18 protein-coding genes are annotated in these 15,361 nt (G+C 62.2%); 11 read left to right on the forward strand and 7 right to left on the reverse strand.

Features of this window, described 5'->3' with window-relative positions:
- Positions 1-8: 8 nt before the first annotated feature.
- The 3 genes from RG2_RS07585 to RG2_RS07595 form a co-directional block, all read right to left on the reverse strand.
- Positions 9-389, reverse strand: coding sequence for a VOC family protein (locus tag RG2_RS07585; RefSeq protein WP_033230942.1), 381 nt, complete (start codon positions 387-389; stop codon positions 9-11).
- A complete protein-coding gene (locus RG2_RS07590) occupies positions 386-796 on the reverse strand; it encodes a VOC family protein (RefSeq protein WP_033230941.1) in 411 nt (136 codons plus the stop codon). The genes RG2_RS07585 and RG2_RS07590 overlap by 4 nt, the downstream gene beginning before the upstream one ends.
- A 91-nt stretch (positions 797-887) precedes the next feature.
- Entirely contained in the window at positions 888-1,448 is a 561-nt protein-coding gene (locus RG2_RS07595) for a helix-turn-helix domain-containing protein (RefSeq protein WP_080711558.1), read from the reverse strand.
- A gap of 64 nt (positions 1,449-1,512) precedes the next feature.
- Between RG2_RS07595 and RG2_RS07600 the strand changes: the two genes are divergently transcribed.
- Positions 1,513-2,190, forward strand: a complete 678-nt coding sequence (locus RG2_RS07600) for an AzlC family ABC transporter permease (RefSeq protein WP_033231426.1) — start codon at positions 1,513-1,515, stop codon at positions 2,188-2,190.
- A complete protein-coding gene (locus tag RG2_RS07605) occupies positions 2,187-2,507 on the forward strand; it encodes an AzlD domain-containing protein (protein ID WP_033230940.1) in 321 nt (106 codons plus the stop codon). The genes RG2_RS07600 and RG2_RS07605 overlap by 4 nt, the downstream gene beginning before the upstream one ends.
- On the opposite strand, the gene RG2_RS07610 is transcribed toward RG2_RS07605, so the two are convergent.
- On the reverse strand, positions 2,493-3,131 hold the full coding sequence (locus tag RG2_RS07610; protein WP_033230939.1) for a TetR/AcrR family transcriptional regulator C-terminal domain-containing protein: 639 nt from the start codon (positions 3,129-3,131) through the stop codon (positions 2,493-2,495). The two genes, RG2_RS07605 and RG2_RS07610, sit on opposite strands and share 15 nt — an antisense overlap.
- A 139-nt stretch (positions 3,132-3,270) precedes the next feature.
- On the opposite strand from RG2_RS07610, the gene bioB reads away from it, so the two are divergent.
- Together bioB and bsaP are read left to right on the forward strand one after the other, a co-directional pair.
- Positions 3,271-4,299, forward strand: a complete 1,029-nt coding sequence (bioB, locus tag RG2_RS07615) for a biotin synthase BioB (RefSeq protein WP_033230938.1) — start codon at positions 3,271-3,273, stop codon at positions 4,297-4,299.
- A complete protein-coding gene (bsaP, locus tag RG2_RS07620; RefSeq protein ID WP_033230937.1) occupies positions 4,296-4,520 on the forward strand; it encodes a biotin synthase auxiliary protein BsaP in 225 nt (74 codons plus the stop codon). Before bioB ends, bsaP begins: the two co-directional genes overlap by 4 nt.
- Before the next feature lie 18 nt (positions 4,521-4,538).
- Here the strand turns inward: bsaP and RG2_RS07625 are convergent, their stop codons facing one another.
- Positions 4,539-5,705 (reverse strand): TDT family transporter, encoded by a 1,167-nt coding sequence (locus tag RG2_RS07625; protein ID WP_045070202.1) that lies wholly within the window; start codon positions 5,703-5,705, stop codon positions 4,539-4,541.
- A gap of 121 nt (positions 5,706-5,826) precedes the next feature.
- On the opposite strand from RG2_RS07625, the gene RG2_RS07630 reads away from it, so the two are divergent.
- The 3 genes from RG2_RS07630 (at position 5,827) to RG2_RS07645 (ending at position 8,379) form a co-directional block, all read left to right on the forward strand.
- Positions 5,827-6,396, forward strand: coding sequence for a DUF2567 domain-containing protein (locus RG2_RS07630; RefSeq protein WP_033230936.1), 570 nt, complete (start codon positions 5,827-5,829; stop codon positions 6,394-6,396).
- A 50-nt stretch (positions 6,397-6,446) separates the two neighbouring features.
- Complete coding sequence (locus RG2_RS07635; protein ID WP_033231424.1) at positions 6,447-7,820, forward strand: DUF2252 domain-containing protein; 1,374 nt, start codon at positions 6,447-6,449, stop codon at positions 7,818-7,820.
- Between the two features lie 226 nt (positions 7,821-8,046).
- The gene (locus RG2_RS07645; RefSeq protein WP_033230934.1) at positions 8,047-8,379 is read left to right on the forward strand and encodes an SDR family NAD(P)-dependent oxidoreductase; all 333 of its coding nucleotides are present in this window, start codon (positions 8,047-8,049) and stop codon (positions 8,377-8,379) included.
- A gap of 15 nt (positions 8,380-8,394) precedes the next feature.
- Here RG2_RS07645 and RG2_RS07650 read toward each other — a convergent pair whose 3' ends face one another.
- Positions 8,395-9,123, reverse strand: a complete 729-nt coding sequence (locus RG2_RS07650; protein WP_033230933.1) for an NUDIX hydrolase — start codon at positions 9,121-9,123, stop codon at positions 8,395-8,397.
- Between the two features lie 102 nt (positions 9,124-9,225).
- Between RG2_RS07650 and nadA the strand changes: the two genes are divergently transcribed.
- The 3 genes from nadA to nadC are packed head-to-tail and all read left to right on the forward strand — an operon-like array spanning position 9,226 to position 12,703.
- The gene (nadA, locus tag RG2_RS07655; RefSeq protein ID WP_033230932.1) at positions 9,226-10,263 is read left to right on the forward strand and encodes a quinolinate synthase NadA; all 1,038 of its coding nucleotides are present in this window, start codon (positions 9,226-9,228) and stop codon (positions 10,261-10,263) included.
- Positions 10,260-11,834 (forward strand): L-aspartate oxidase, encoded by a 1,575-nt coding sequence (locus RG2_RS07660; RefSeq protein WP_033230931.1) that lies wholly within the window; start codon positions 10,260-10,262, stop codon positions 11,832-11,834. The genes nadA and RG2_RS07660 overlap by 4 nt, the downstream gene beginning before the upstream one ends.
- Positions 11,831-12,703, forward strand: a complete 873-nt coding sequence (gene nadC / locus RG2_RS07665) for a carboxylating nicotinate-nucleotide diphosphorylase (protein ID WP_033230930.1) — start codon at positions 11,831-11,833, stop codon at positions 12,701-12,703. The genes RG2_RS07660 and nadC overlap by 4 nt, the downstream gene beginning before the upstream one ends.
- Positions 12,704-12,760: 57 nt before the next feature.
- Here nadC and RG2_RS07670 read toward each other — a convergent pair whose 3' ends face one another.
- The gene (locus RG2_RS07670; protein ID WP_033230929.1) at positions 12,761-13,213 is read right to left on the reverse strand and encodes a GNAT family N-acetyltransferase; all 453 of its coding nucleotides are present in this window, start codon (positions 13,211-13,213) and stop codon (positions 12,761-12,763) included.
- A 112-nt stretch (positions 13,214-13,325) separates the two neighbouring features.
- On the opposite strand from RG2_RS07670, the gene RG2_RS07675 reads away from it, so the two are divergent.
- Positions 13,326-15,317: a glycosyltransferase family 39 protein gene (locus RG2_RS07675; protein ID WP_080711584.1), complete on the forward strand. Its 1,992-nt coding sequence runs from the start codon at positions 13,326-13,328 to the stop codon at positions 15,315-15,317.
- The last annotated feature ends 44 nt before the right edge of the window (positions 15,318-15,361 follow it).

Below are 15,361 nucleotides of genomic sequence, written 5' to 3' on the forward strand. Positions count from 1 at the left end.
GAGACGGGTCAGGATTCTTTCAGGACGGAGATCACGTTTCCGGCCGGGTCGGTAAACCAGGCGATATCGGGGCCGTTGCCTCGCATGATGCCGTTTTCCTCCTGAGGGAATCCGTCGTATTTGACGAACTCCACTCCGCGGCCGGTCAGTTCGTCGACCGCACTGTCGATATCGTCCACGAGGAAATTCAGGATCGTGTACGACGCGGGTTCGTGATTCGGCTTGGGATAGACGAGTATTTCGGTCCCACCTGCTAGGTGCAGGCGGATAATTCCCATTTCCTCGTCTGTGACCTTCAATCCAAGGGTTTCGCCATAGAATTTCTTGGCCGCGTCAATGTCGTCGACAGAGAATCCGCTGATGGCTTTTGTGCTTCCGAGTGCACTCATTTCTTGTCCTCGCTCATGGTCGACTCCATCTCGGCTCGGGCTGCCTCGCTGAACTCGATAATCTGGATGTAGTTGCCATCGGGATCGATCGCAGTGGCAAACCAACTGCCGCCGCGGTCTTCGAGCGGGGCGAACCAGGCTCCGCCGAGTGCATCGATCCGCTTCGCAATTGCGCGCGCATCGTCGGTCTCGATATTGAGGAACATTCGGCCGGGTTCTTTGTTGGTGTCGCCGATGTCGTCGCGTTTGTCGATCATCACGTAGAAACCGTTGAAGTCGAGGACGTCGTAGCCGGGTTCTCCGGGTGTTCGGTCGACTTTCGGCGCAAATGCCTGCGCATACCAGTCGCGCAGCCGATCTGGGTTGGTGCTGGAGAGCAAAATGCTCCCGATGCTGGATCCGGACATGCTTCCTCCTACTGGTAGCCGTACGGGCGAGTCGAGAAGGACTGCCTAGATTTATAGACTGCCCACTTCCGCAAAAGTCATCGCACGATACTCAGATATGTTCGGACACCAGGATTGCCGTCGTGCCGGGTTCGAGTGCTCGGAAGATATGGTCTTCGTCGCCTGGGTAGGAGAGGTAGTCACCCGGACCCAGTTCGACGGGGTCAGTGGTCGGTCCGACTTCGGCTCGACCATGACTGATGACAACGTGTTCGGTGGTTCCGCGTGCATGTGGCGTGGAGATGCGCGGTTCTCCCGGCTCGGCGACTATCCGGTAGATGTCGCGCCGGGCATTCGGCGGGCTGGGAGCCAGAAGCGTCGCAATGTACGACGCGTTTGCAGACCCAATGGCTGGGCCGTCACCGGCGCGAATCAACTGGACGGGGTGCGACGGGGAGTCGACGAGTTGCGCGAACGGAACGCCCAGCGCGTTTCCGAGAGCCCACAACGTTTCCAGGCTGGGGTTTCCCAGGCCGGATTCGAGTTGTGAGAGTGTCGATTTGGCGATGTCGGCCCGTCGTGCGACTTCGGAGATGCTCAGTCCGGCTCGGGTGCGCTCTCGTTTGAGCGCACGCGCAACCAGTTGCTGAGGCGTACTGTCCCCACTGACCATTGTTCGATGCTCCGATCATTCGTTCGCCTTGACGAACGGTGTCAGTTCGTTCAACATAGAATACATGCGTTCTCTATGGCGAACACTTGATCGTGACACTGTCCGGGTGGCCGCGTTGATTTGCGCGTCTGTGGCCGTGGTGGGGGTGTCCTACGGCGTCACTGCTGGGTCTGCCGGATTCTCGCTCTGGCAACTACTTGTGCTTGCGATCCTGGTGCTCGGGGCATCGTCGGAGTTTCTGTTCATCGGGATCATTGCCGTCGGCGGAAGTCCGGTCGCGGCGGTTCTTGCCGGGTTGCTGATCAATTCACGAAATTTTGCCTACGGATTATCTGTCGGCTCATTCCTCGGCCAAGGCTGGCGGCGAGTGGTGGGCGCGCATCTGGTCAATGACGAATCCGTGGCGATTGCCACCGCTCAGTACACTCTCGCGCGAAAGCGAGCGGCCTTCTGGCTGTGCGGAATCGGAATCGCGATCTGCTGGCCGCTCGGTGCGTTGACGGGCGGAATTCTCGGCTCGGTGGTCCGTGATCCGGCGACGCTCGGACTGGACGCCGCGTTTCCGGTCGTGATTCTCGCGCTGGTGTTGCCGGCATTGAAGGAGAGACTCACGTTGATTGCGGCGTCCGTCGGCGCGGTTGTAGCGGTGGGCACTTCGACCTTCTTGCCATCGGGAATGGCCCCACTTGTGGCCTTGTTGGGGATGGCTGCTGTCCTCCCGTTTCGGGAGAACGCCCGATGAGTGCACTGGGCGTGAGTGTTGCGATCGTCGTATTTGCCTGTGGCACTTATGCCTTGCGGGTCAGTGGAGTTCTGCTCCGGGCTCGGGTTGCACTGTCCGCTGGGGCGCTTGCGTCGCTCGATCGCAGTATTGTGTGTCTGCTGGTTGCCGTAGCGCTGACGTCGATGCTGTTCGACGGCAACGATTTTGGTGGGCCCGCACGTGTCGTCGGCGTGAGTGCCGGCGCGATTGCTGCGTGGTTCAAAGCTCCACTGGTTGCGGTGGTGTTCGTCGCGGCGGGCGTCACCGCATTGCTGCGGTTGTCAGGAATTGCGTAGCGCAGCGTGCGGGTTTGTCAATCGTGCGCGTATTCCGTCGATGAACAGGTCGAGGCCGAACTGGAAGCGGACGGTGGGATCGCCGTCGAGGAGATCGTCGTCGGATCCGCCGCCGATGATCTCCGGGGCGTCGGGGGAGATGGGAGCCCTGGTCAGGGCGCCGAATTCTTCCATTTGGGCGCGAGACTGTTCGTCGACGGTATGCCCGAGGACGTAGTACAGGACTGCGTAGGCTGCGAGTTCGGCATGTTCCCGTGACAGGCCTGACGTGAGTCCGGCCGTCACGAAGTTCTCGCGCACCTCGCTTGTCGTCATCCGTGACGCGAAGGTGGCGCTCACCAACTCGGCGCCGTCGCGGTGCGCCAGCAGAGCGGACCTAAGTCTGTGTGCCAGTTCGGAATAGGATTCTTCCCAGCTCTCGGCGTCGATCGGGGTGTCCACGCCCTCGAGGATCTTGTCGACCACCGCGCCGAGCAAAGTCTGCTTGTTCGGGAAATGCCAGTACAGGGCGCCGGGCTGAACGCCGAGAGACGTGGCCAGTCTGCGCATCGTGAGGTCGGCCAGGCCGAATTCGTCGAGGATCGCCATAGCGCCGTCCAGAACGTCTCCGCGTCGCAACTGCACGTGTTTGCCCCTCGTTTTCTGTGGATCGAACCGATGGCCTCATCGGAGCTTGCCTTTGACAGTATTCCACCTCGTCTCTAACGTGAACACCGTTCAACTTGTACGGTGTTCAATTTTCCAGTCTTGAAGGAGACTCCCGGTGACTCCGACCTCGGTAAGCACGGCGCCCGCTTCGATCGACATCCTCGACCTCGCCCGCGAGCAGGTCCTCGAACGCGGCGAAGGCCTGAGCGAAAGCCAGGTGCTCGACGTACTTCGATTGGGCGACGAACGCCTGGAGGACCTGCTGGCCCTCGCCCACGATGTGCGTATGAAATGGTGTGGGCCCGAAGTCGAGGTCGAAGGCATCATCAGCCTCAAGACCGGCGGTTGCCCCGAGGACTGCCATTTCTGCTCGCAGTCCGGGCTTTTCCAATCTCCCGTGCGTGCGGCGTGGCTCGATATTCCCAGCCTGGTGGAGGCTGCCAAGCAGACGGCCAAATCGGGTGCCACGGAATTCTGCATCGTTGCCGCCGTCCGTGGGCCGGACGCGAAGTTGCTGGCGCAGGTCGCGGCCGGAATCGAAGCGATCCGCAATGAGGTCGACATTCAGATCGCCTGCTCGCTCGGCATGCTGACGCAGGAGCAGGTTGATCAACTCGCCGCGATGGGAGTGCACCGGTACAACCACAACCTGGAAACCTCGAAATCGCATTTCCCGAACGTGGTCACCACTCACACGTGGGACGAGCGGTGGAACACGTTGCGCATGGTTCGCGAAGCGGGCATGGAAGTGTGCTGTGGCGGAATTCTGGGAATGGGCGAGACGTTGGAGCAGCGAGCGGAATTTGCCGCGAACCTCGCTGAACTGGAGCCAGACGAGGTCCCGCTCAACTTCCTCAATCCGCGTCCGGGAACGCCGTTCGGCGATCTCGAGGTCCTTCCCGCAAGCGAGGCGCTGAAGTCCGTGGCGGCATTCCGCCTCGCATTGCCGCGCACCATCCTGCGTTTTGCCGGTGGGCGTGAGATCACGCTCGGTGACCTTGGTGCCAAGCAGGGAATCCTCGGCGGCATCAATGCCGTCATCGTCGGTAACTACCTCACGACGCTCGGCCGTCCAGCCGAAAGTGACCTCGATTTGCTCATCGATCTGCAGATGCCGATCAAAGCCCTGAACGACACGCTGTGACCGAGTCGGTCACGGACGAGCGATACAACCCGTACACCGGGCGTCGACTCGTCGAGGGCGTCGAAGACCCGACGCCGGCCGCTGCGTCGCTCGGACTCGAACCACCTCGGTTCTGCGAGCACTGCGGTCGGCGCATGATCGTGCAAATCAGCCCAGACGGGTGGTGGGCAAAGTGCTCACGTCACGGAGTGGTCGACTCGATCGACGCAAAGCTCAGGTAGCGCGCGGCAGGTGGCAACTCACGTCGGAGGCGTTGTCACCGGTGGGAATTTGTGTGCCTTGATCGCCCCAGTCGTCGGAGGTGGCAGGAACAGATTTCCGCGAAGGCTGCCGCGGGCAGTTCGGACTGCCACCAGGCACCACGTGCCCAATAGCCCGACGTAGGCGATGGCAGCGGCGTATCGGAAAGCCGGCAATTCGGTATGCAACGCCAATTGTGTTGTGCCAGTGACAAATGTTCCGACCGGAAAAGTCAAACTCCACCACGTCAGGGCAAACGGCATTCCCTGGCGTGCGGTCCGGACTGTCAGCGCTGTGGCCAATCCGATCCACAACACCGCGAATCCCCACACGGGAACTCCGAACAGGATCGAAAAGATTCCCATCCCCGATGCCAACTGCGGTGAAACGGCAAGATGCGCGTTCGCTCCGAGCAGGCCGACCGCGGTGATGGACTGGCCCAGCGGACCCAGGACGATCCACAGAGTCGGCACACGAGCGGTTCCGGAGGTGCCGAAGTGGGCGAGGCGACTCCACACCATCGTGATGATGATGAACGACGCGAACAACGACAGGCCGAACATGGCGTAACAGCCGTAGAGCATCGTCGTGCGTCCGGTGCCGGGCGGCATATGGGGGATGAGCAGCGCGCCGGTCGCGGCGGAGACCATGGGCGGAACGACGGGCATCAGCCACCCGCCGAAGGCCGCGTCCGCTTCGACCTTGTGCTGAGTGAACATCAGATAAGGGATGGTCATTGCGGTAAATAGTCCGCCGATGGTTCCCATCGTCCACAGTGCCGCGTCGAGGCCGACAGCAGCGCGTTCCCCGATGAGAGACTTTCCGACCAATAGCGCTCCGGCTCCCACTGTCAGAAATGCCATCGGTGCGGCGCCGTAGAAATGCGCCATCTGTGGGTTGTGTGCATGGCTGCGAGCCACCGTCGGATGGCGTACCCAATGCGCCACCACTGCGACGACGAGAACCACGAGCAAAATCGCGGCGAGTGTCCACATCACCTGTGCAAACACTTGCTGACCCCGAACTTGCACGGGGAGTGTTGCTGCTGCCGTCGCGACAATTCCGGTGCCCATGACGGACGCGAACCAGTTCGGCCCGAGATTGCCGAGGATCTGCCCGGGCGATTGCAGTGAGGAAAGTAACCACGGCTGGTGCGGTGCAACCACGATTGCTCCTCGCTCAGGGCGCCAATTGATATGAAATGGTGCGTCAGGTCAGCGTAGCGGCGCCGGCACTGATTCCGAGAGGTTCTCGACTGATGGACGGGGGAAGGTAGCGTCACACAATGTGATTTCTCTTCGGCGGACTCGACTACGCACTGCCCTTCTCATCGGTTGCTCAACGGCAGCGGTCAGCGCGCTGATCGGAGTGCTGTGGGCGTTCCTGGTGCCGGCCGAGCATCTGTTGGTTGTCTCCGAGGGCCGCGGAATTGCGCTGACCGGGGAGAGTCTTCATCAGTTCGATGCGGTCGCGATCTTTTTCCTGCTTGCCCTGATTCTCGGTGTTCTCACCGGGGTGGCCGCGTGGCTCGCGAGATTCAGCCGAGGGCCGTACGCGCTCGGCGGGTTGATCGTCGGTTCAGTGCTCGGCACTGCACTGATGGCTGCAGTGGGCACCGGCATCGCGAAGTTGCGATTTCCGTCCGTCGACAATCCGGCGGTGGGGGAGATCATCGCGCGGGCGCCCGGCATCGGCACGTTGCTGGTGCTGATCGTTCAGCCGTTGGCGGCGTGCATCACGACATTGGTTCTTGTGGCACTGAGCCCGTACGACGACCTCGGGGTTGCCGACCATGCGGACGACGCGGACGTCGAGGCTGATGTGTTGTCGGAGCCCGCGACGCAGGAATTGTCCTGACGGTTGGTCTAGCAGACGCCTAATTGTCCGTTGTCGTTCATACTCAGCGCGTGCCTGTATTCGAAGCTGACATCGCCCGTCCGCGCGCCACAGTAACCACTCCTGAGGTGTTGCTGGGTGGTAGGGCTGCTCGCAAGGTTGTGACCCGCTCGCAACTAGCGCTGTGGAACGACGCCGAGCGAGGTCACGATTCGCTCGCAACGATACTGGCGCAGAACACGATTCGGGCGCAGGACTTGCTGCCGATCCGGCATGGCCGAATGGCGGCATCTCCGTGGACGTACTTCCGGGGCGCGGCCGCGGTCATGGCCGCCGATCTCGGATCGGCGCCGAACACAGGCATCGGGGTGCAGTTGTGTGGAGATGCCCACGTGCTGAACTTCGGGCTCTGGGCCACCCCGGAACGCAACTTGTCCTTCGATCTCCGCGACTTCGACGAAACCGTTCCAGGCCCGTTCGAGTGGGACGTCAAGAGACTCGCCGCAAGCATCGTCGTCCTCGCCCGTGAGAACGGAGTTTCCGAGGACCGTGCAGAAGCGGCGACGGTGGCAGCAATGAGGGCCTACCGAGACAAGATCGAGTCCTACGCTGCAACCCCCGAAATCGACATCTGGTACGACCGCATCGACGTTGACCGTCTGCTGGGCTACTTCACCCCGGATACTGCCCTGCGCGCCGGGCAAATGATCGAAAACAAAGCTCAGCGTCGAACCAGTCGGGGAGCGTCACGCAAGCTCACGGAGATTGTCGACGGACGGCGACGTATCCGTGAAGAGCCACCGTTCCGCACGCACGTCGGCGACAGTCAGGTCGAACTTGTCACCGAGGTCGTGGCCGGTTACAGCACTTCGGTTCCGGACCATATCTGGAGTCTGCTCTCGCGATATCGGGCATCGGACGTGGTGCGGCAAGTGGTGGGTGTCGGCAGCGTCGGGATGCGTGTTTATCTTGCACTTCTCGAAGAGCGTCGGACCGGCGATCCGTTTTTCCTCCAGATCAAGCAGGCCGGGCCCTCGGTGTACGAGGGATACGTCGAACCGAGCAGATACTCGAACTGCGGTGAGCGAGTTGTCCAGGGGCAACGCATGCTTCAGAGTGCGACTGACATGTTCGTCGGATGGACCAGTGTTGGCGGCATGGATTTCTACGTTCGACAATTCCGCGACATGAAGGTCATTCCCGACGGCGCAACCATCGGACCGTACCTCGCCGAATTCGCAAGTGCGTGTGGGGAAGTGCTGGCTCGTGCTCATGCCCGGAGCGGTGACGCGAGCGCGATCTCCGAATATCTCGGCCAGTCGGACAAAGCCGTTGTGGCTTTGGCGAAGTTCGCGCGCCGGTACGCGGATCAGAACGAGCGCGATCACGCACAGTTGGTTGCGGCGATTGCCCGTGGATCGGTGGCGCGTGCTCCCGGTTGGTGACGGTGGACCGCGCGAGCCAGGCCGAGGACGCTCAACGGGTATTTTGCGAACTCGCTGCGAAACACGACGTTGCCGTGGCCTTGGTCAGCGAAAGCCCCATGCCACCGATCATTCGTCCTTCCGAGGCCGAATCCCCAGAGTTCTCACAGAATGAGCACAACGGCAGCACAAGATTGTGGGCTTACATAGGAGTCACAGTGATTGATTCCTCGAAGGAGATGCCGCAATGAGTGCTCACACAGTTGATCTCGACCGGGGAGTGGTGTTGGTGACCGATATCGGCCGCGATCACGGAACGCGTGTTGCCGCCGAGTTCCTTGCTGCCGGCTGGAATGTGGCAGTGACGGCTCGCAGCGTCACGGAACTGGTTCGGATCATGTCTGGCAAGCCGACGCATCGGTTCTTCGCGGTTGTCGCGGATCCGACGGATCGTTGGCAGGCGGATCGCATTCTCGACCGGGTGGGTGCACGTTTCGGCACGATCAACCGCGTGGTCGATCCCACCGGAACCGTCGCCGCAGCATGGATGATGAGAAGTGATGTCGATGCTGTTGCCTGACAGTAATATTCGCAGTCAGCTTGGCGGTCGTAGAGCCGCAAACTCGTCCGTCACGCGCAGCGTGGAGTCGGTGAAGCGGTAGAGCGCCGGCGGACGGCCACCTGATTTCCCGGACGGCGCCGTGTTTCCGGTGGCCGTGAGCACACCGCGTCGGCAAAGGACTCGATGCAGATTGGTTGCATCCACCTGATATCCAAGTGCAGCGCAATAGATTTCACGCAGAGTTGACATCGCGAACTCGTCTGGAGCCAGGCCGAAGCCGATGTTCGTGTAGGAGAGCTTGGCGGCCAATCGGTTGCGGGCGTGCCGAACAACAGTGCCGTGGTCGAAAGACATCTCCGGCAGCTGCGACACCGGGTGCCAAGCAGTGTCGGACGGAAGTTGAGGGTCCGCGCTCAAGGGAACCAGTCCCAGGAAGGTCGACGCGATGCGGCGCCCACCCGGAACGCGCTGCGGATCGCTGAAAACGGACAGTTGTTCGAGATGTGCGACCTTACGCAGATCGACCTTGTCGGCGAGGAGTCTGCGAGCCGACGTGGTGAGGTCCTCGTCGTCACGCAGGGTGCCGCCGGGCAGTGACCATGTGCCCTTCTGTGGATCGAGCGCGCGCTGCCACAGCAGGACGGCAAGTTCTTCACGTTCATCGGTGCTGTGAGCGCCGTCACCTGCGGTGATGTCAGTGGGAAAGGCGCGAACCTGGAACACCGCTGTGAGCACTTCGTGGGTGGTGTTACTATTGGGCACGTTTTCGATCCTAAGTCGAAAACCTCGATAACGGAAATCCGGGCCAGCCCGTTCGGATTTGAACTGGGTGATGAGCCTGGGTTCACGGTGAAGGAGAACGCCATGACGACCACGACGTTGTGGGAGGGATCGACCTCGCAGATTCACGACGGCCCCGGCGGTTACGCAGGAGTCGAAGCGACCCCCGAGTGGGCTGCCGAGGTCAAACGTCTGGCTCGCGAACGCGGTGCCACGATTCTGGCGCACAATTACCAGCTTCCCGCTATTCAGGATGTCGCCGACCACGTCGGTGACTCTCTTGCCCTCTCGCGTATCGCGGCGGAGGCCCCCGAAGACACGATCGTGTTCTGCGGCGTCCACTTCATGGCCGAGACCGCCAAGATTCTGTCGCCGTCCAAGACGGTGCTGATTCCGGACGAGCGCGCCGGTTGCTCGTTGGCTGATTCCATCAACGCGGAGCAACTTCGCGAGTGGAAGGCGGACAACCCGAACGCCCTCGTCGTGTCCTATGTCAACACCACGGCCGAGGTCAAGGGCCTGACGGACATCTGCTGCACGTCGTCCAATGCAGTCGACGTGGTCAACTCCATTGATCCCGACCGAGAAGTTCTCTTCCTCCCGGACCAGTTCCTCGGAGCCCACGTCAAGCGCGTCACAGGCCGCACCAACATGCAGATCTGGGCCGGTGAATGCCACGTCCACGCGGGTATCAACGGTGACGAGTTGACGGCGAAGTCCAAGGCTCACCCCGATGCCGAGCTTTTTGTGCACCCTGAATGCGGTTGTGCCACTTCGGCTCTGTACTTGGCCGGCGAAGGTGCGGTTCCGGCGGACAAGGTCAAGATCCTCTCCACCGGTGGCATGCTCGACGCTGCCCGCGTCACGAAGAGCAAGCAGGTTCTGGTCGCCACGGAAATCGGCATGCTGCACCAGTTGCGTAAAGCCGCACCGGATGTCGACTTCCAGGCGGTGAATGACCGCGCGTCGTGCCCGTACATGAAGATGATCACTCCGGCCGCGTTGCTTCGTTGCCTCCTCGAAGGCAAGGACGAGGTTCACGTCGACCTCGAGATGGCCAAGCGTGCTCAGAAATCGGTGCAGCGCATGATCGAGATCGGTAATCCGGGCGGCGGCGAGTGACGAGCCCTGCCGGGCGCTACGCCTGGGAGGCGCATGCCGATCTTGTTGTGGTCGGCGGCGGCGTTGCGGGGCTCACAGCCGCGCGCGTCGCGTCGATGCGCGGGTTGAAGGTGCTCACTGTCAGCAAGGGCGGTCCGACCGATACGTCGACGCAGTATGCGCAGGGCGGGATTGCCGTCGTGGGCGACTTGAGTACCGATTCGGTGGATTCACATGTCGCCGATACCTGCGAAGCCGGTGTCGGACTGTGCGACGAAGCAGCGGTGTACTCCGTTGTGGAAGCCGGGCACGAGGCAGTCGCGGCACTGGCCGCGCTCGGTGCAGTGTTCGATCGTGGGCGTGACGGCGAAGTGTCCCGTACCCGCGAGGGTGGCCACAGCACCAGGCGAATCATCCACGCCGGTGGAGACGCCACCGGCGCGGAAGTGCAGCGGGCACTCAACGCCGCTGGTCTCCCGGTCCTGTTCGGCGCCGCTGCCGTGCAGGTAGTCACCAATCGGCGCGGTGTGTGTGGGCTTGTCGTGTCCTCCCCGGACGGCCTGGGCGTGATCCATGCGCCTGCTGTTCTGTTGGCGACGGGTGGTCTCGGCCAGTTGTACTCGTGCAGTACCAATCCGCCAGGTGCAACCGCTGACGGTATCGCGCTGGCGCTCGCAGCTGGTGCGTCGGTCGCCGACCTCGAATTCGTGCAGTTCCACCCGACGGTTCTGTTCACTCCCGGCGGCCTCGGTCGACGGCCGCTGATCAGTGAGGCCGTACGCGGTGAGGGTGCAATTCTTGTTGACACCAACGGTGATTCGGTGACTGCAGGAGTTCACCCCCTTGGTGATCTGGCGCCCCGTGACGTCGTCTCGCGGGCAATTGCCGCGCGTCTGCGTGACCTGGGCAGCGATCATGTGTACCTCGACGCTCGAAAACTCGACGGGTTCTCGACGCGATTCCCGAACATCACGGCCTCGTGCCTCGAGGCGGGCATAGATCCTCGGACGCAGCTGATTCCGGTTGCTCCCGCCGCCCACTACTCGTGTGGTGGTGTCGCGACGGACGTCCACGGACGTACCGGAGTTCCGGGACTCTATGCGGCGGGAGAAGTTGCCCGTACCGGTCTGCACGGTGCCAATCGCCTTGCATCCAATAGTCTTCTCGAAGGATTGGTCGTGGGGGAGCGAGCCGGGATCGCCGCCGCGGAGCGACGTGAGGTTCACGCCGAGGTTGTCAACGTCGCCAGCGCACCGCTGCCGATATTGCCCCGCGAGGCCGTTCAGACGATCATGACTACTCACGCATCGGTTGTTCGAGACGGCGCCGGCCTCGAAGCTGCACGCACCGGCCTTGCGCATGCGGAACTCACTCTTGCAGTGAATGCCGAGGAACTCGAGGACGCCGCGTTGACGGTGACTGCGACGGCACTGGTTGCGGTCGCCGCTGCACGCACCGAGAGCCGCGGGTGCCACACCCGCACCGATTACCCGGAAACCGATCCCGATCAGCGTCGCAGCATCCGCATCAAGCGCGGTGCCGATGGCGATATGGAAATACACGACATGTTGTTGACAGGAGCCCACCGATGACCGCGCAGAAGACCTTGCCGGCCCCCCTCGAGCTTGACGAAGTCCTGACGCTGGTTCGACTCGCTTTGGACGAAGATCTTCGCTACGGACCAGACGTCACCTCCGTTGCGACAGTTCCCGCTGACGCGACCGCGAAGGCGTCGGTTGTCTCGCGCGCCGAAGGGACGGTTGCGGGAATCGATGTCGGACTGCTTGTCCTCGACGAAGTGATCGGCGTGGGCAACTACGACGTTGTCGATCGTGTTGCCGACGGCACCCGTGTGGTTCCCGGCCAATCGGTGCTGACCGTCGAAGCGCCTACCCGCGGATTGCTCACGGCGGAACGGACGATGCTCAACTTGGTGTGCCACCTGTCCGGAATCGCCACCGCTACAGCGGCTTGGGTTGATGCCGTTGCCGGCACCGATGCAAAGATCCGCGATAGCCGCAAGACCCTTCCCGGTCTGCGCGCGCTGCAGAAGTACGCCGTCCAGGTCGGTGGGGGAGTCAATCACCGCATGGGTCTCGGTGACGCGGCTTTGATCAAGGACAATCACGTTGCTGCCGCCGGATCTGTCGTCGCAGCACTGCGGGCTGTGCGTGAACTTGCGCCGGACATCGAGTGCGAGGTCGAGGTAGACACCCTCGAGCAGCTTGATCTGGTGCTTGCCGAAAATGTCGAACTTATTCTGCTGGACAACTTCCCGTTGTGGCAGACCCAGATCGCGGTGCAGCGACGTAACACCGCGTCGCCCGCGACCAAGCTCGAATCTTCCGGCGGTCTGAGTCTCGACGTTGCCGCCGAGTACGCGGGTACCGGAGTCGATTATCTGGCGGTCGGTGCCCTCACGCACTCTGTGACGGTTCTGGATCTCGGTCTGGATATGTGACTCTCATGGCCGCCGCCTGTTCGGGGGCGGCCATGAGAGCATGTGTGGGTTCGGCCGTCAGGTCGTCAGGCGAAGCTGGATCAAAACGTGGTCGGTCTCGGCATCGGTGTAGCGTCCCGTTTCCTCGAAACCCATGATGTCGTAGAAGCGTCGTGCCGATCCGTTGAGTTCGTAAACCTCGAGCGTTACCGCTCCGTGCAGTGTCGTTGCGTGCTCGACGAGCAGCCGCCCGATTCCGAGTCGTTGAGCCTGTGGTGACACGAACAGGCCGCCGATCTCTGCTCCCAGTAGGCCGAGCAGGCCTACAACCTGCTCGTCGGTTTCGGCAACCCAGTTGTCTGCCTTCACGAGGTAGATGTCGCGCATCTTCGCCTCACGTGCACCTTCGCCCTCACCGTCGATAAAGGGGTGTGCGAGTTTTGATGCCTGCGACCACAATTCGATGACGGCATCCTCGTCGGAGGGCCGATAGGGTCGAATCTTCACGATGTTGGCGCCTGTTGAGTCCACGGCATCACCCTAGGTCATCTCGAGTTCACAGGAATCTCGCAGCCACTGTGCAGTGGTGTCGCGGGTCCGCGCGCGAAGGTAGTGAATATCACCACCTGTGAAGGGACTCATGATGACCGCAGTTCTGAATCCGGCGCCGCCGCGGCCGCCGGCGCCCCCTGTCCATCACGGCGACCCGTCACAGTCGTGGATTCGTACCCGCGGCGCCGCATCGGCCTTGACTGCGCTTCTCGTAGGCACCGCAGTTCTCTACCTGTGGAACCTGAGCGCAAGTGGTTATGCCAACACCTTCTATGCGGCAGCGGCTCAGGCAGGTTCGCAGGACTGGAAAGCTTGGTTCTTCGGATCGCTGGACACGTCCAACTTCATCACCGTCGACAAACCACCCGCGTCGCTGTGGGTAATGGGGTTGTCAGGACGAATCTTCGGATTCTCGAGCCTGAGTCTGCTTGTGCCGCAGGCGTTGATGGGAGTTGGTTCGGTTGCGCTCGTCTACGCGGCAGTGAAACGCGTCGCGACTCCGACAGCGGGGCTCATTGCGGGCGCCGTTCTCGCGGCAACACCCGCGGCTGCGCTCATGTTCAAGTTCGACAATCCCGATGCCTTGTTAGTGCTCCTGATGACACTGGCGGGTTACTGGGTGGTTCGAGCAGTCGAGACGTCGGTGGGCCGACGCGCCGCGATGTGGATTGCTCTCACCGGCATTGCTCTCGGCTTTGCATTCCTCACCAAGATGCTGCAGGGTCTGATGGTGCTGCCCGCGTTCGGCCTGGCGTATCTGGTTGCCGGACAGGCCAGGTTGCGCGCCCGAGTTCTGCACCTTGCGATCGGTGTTGGTGCGGTGATCCTGGCGGCCGGGTGGTGGGTGCTGGCCGTGTGGCTCTGGCCCGCAGATTCGAGGCCGTACATCGGGGGCTCGACCAACAACAGCGTCATGGATCTTGTCCTCGGGTACAACGGGCTCGGTCGGATCTTCGGGAATTCCGGTGGCGGTGGCGGCGGAATGAGTGGCGGCGCTGCAGGTTCGAGCTTCGGCGGGAGCACGGGCCTCGATCGGTTGTTCGGAAGTGAGATGGGAATTCAGATCTCGTGGCTGATCCCCGCTGCGCTGATTGCACTTGTTCTCGGACTGATAGCGCGTGGTCGTGCCCCGAGAACCGATCTGTTGCGGGCGTCGATGATCGTCTGGGGCGGCTGGTTCCTGGTGACGGGGCTGATCTTCAGCTACATGTCCGGCACCATCCATCCCTACTACACCGTGGCGTTGGCTCCCGCGATTGCCGGAATGATCGCAGCCGGCGGATACGCATTGTGGTTGGAACGGTCGCGGTGGATCGGGCGACTCGGCCTGGCATCAATGATGTTTGCTGCGGGAATCTGGAGTTGGGTTCTCCTGCATCGCAATTCCGACTGGCTACCGGCTCTCGAATGGATCGTACTGGCAGGGACTGTCGTCGGCGCGGCACTGATTCTCCTCGGCGCCAGGAATCGGTTCCGGAAGTTGGTGATTGCGGGGCTGGTCGTCGGATCGTTGGCCGGCATCGGAGGCTCCGCCTCGTACTCAATTGCCACCGCAGCAACAGCTCACGGTGGATCCATCCCCACGGCCGGCCCGGCCGGTGCCGTATCCGATTCGGGAATGGGCGGCGGGATGACCCGTGGCCAGGCACCTGGCGACAGCATGACTCCTGGTCAGGCACCTGGCAGCAGTACGGATGCGCCGCTGGGCGCCGACGCCACGCCGACCCCATCGGCTGGCACGGGTGCCAACAGTTCCGAGCTGACAGCCATGCTGATCGGCGCAGGCACCCGCTGGTCCGCAGCAACCAACGGGTCGCAGAGTGCCGCGACGTACGAGTTGGCGAGCAATACTGCCGTGATGGCGACCGGTGGTTGGAGTTCGGACCCAGCACCCACGTTGGACCAGTTCATCTCCTATGTCACGAACGGCGATGTCCACTATTACGTCGCTGGTGGTCAGGGCGGTGGCCGCGGCGGCGGTGACAGTACGTCGAGTGCAATCCAAGCCTGGGTGGAAGCCAATTTCGAAGGCACAACCGTCGGGAATGCAACGGTTTACGACCTCAGTGGCTACGCCGACTAGGCAGGGCAGGTGCCCGGTCGCCGGACACTGTCGGTCATGATCGA

Origin of the sequence: Rhodococcus globerulus NBRC 14531, assembly GCF_001894805.1 — a bacterium.
In the GTDB taxonomy this organism is placed as follows: domain Bacteria; phylum Actinomycetota; class Actinomycetes; order Mycobacteriales; family Mycobacteriaceae; genus Rhodococcus_F; species Rhodococcus_F globerula.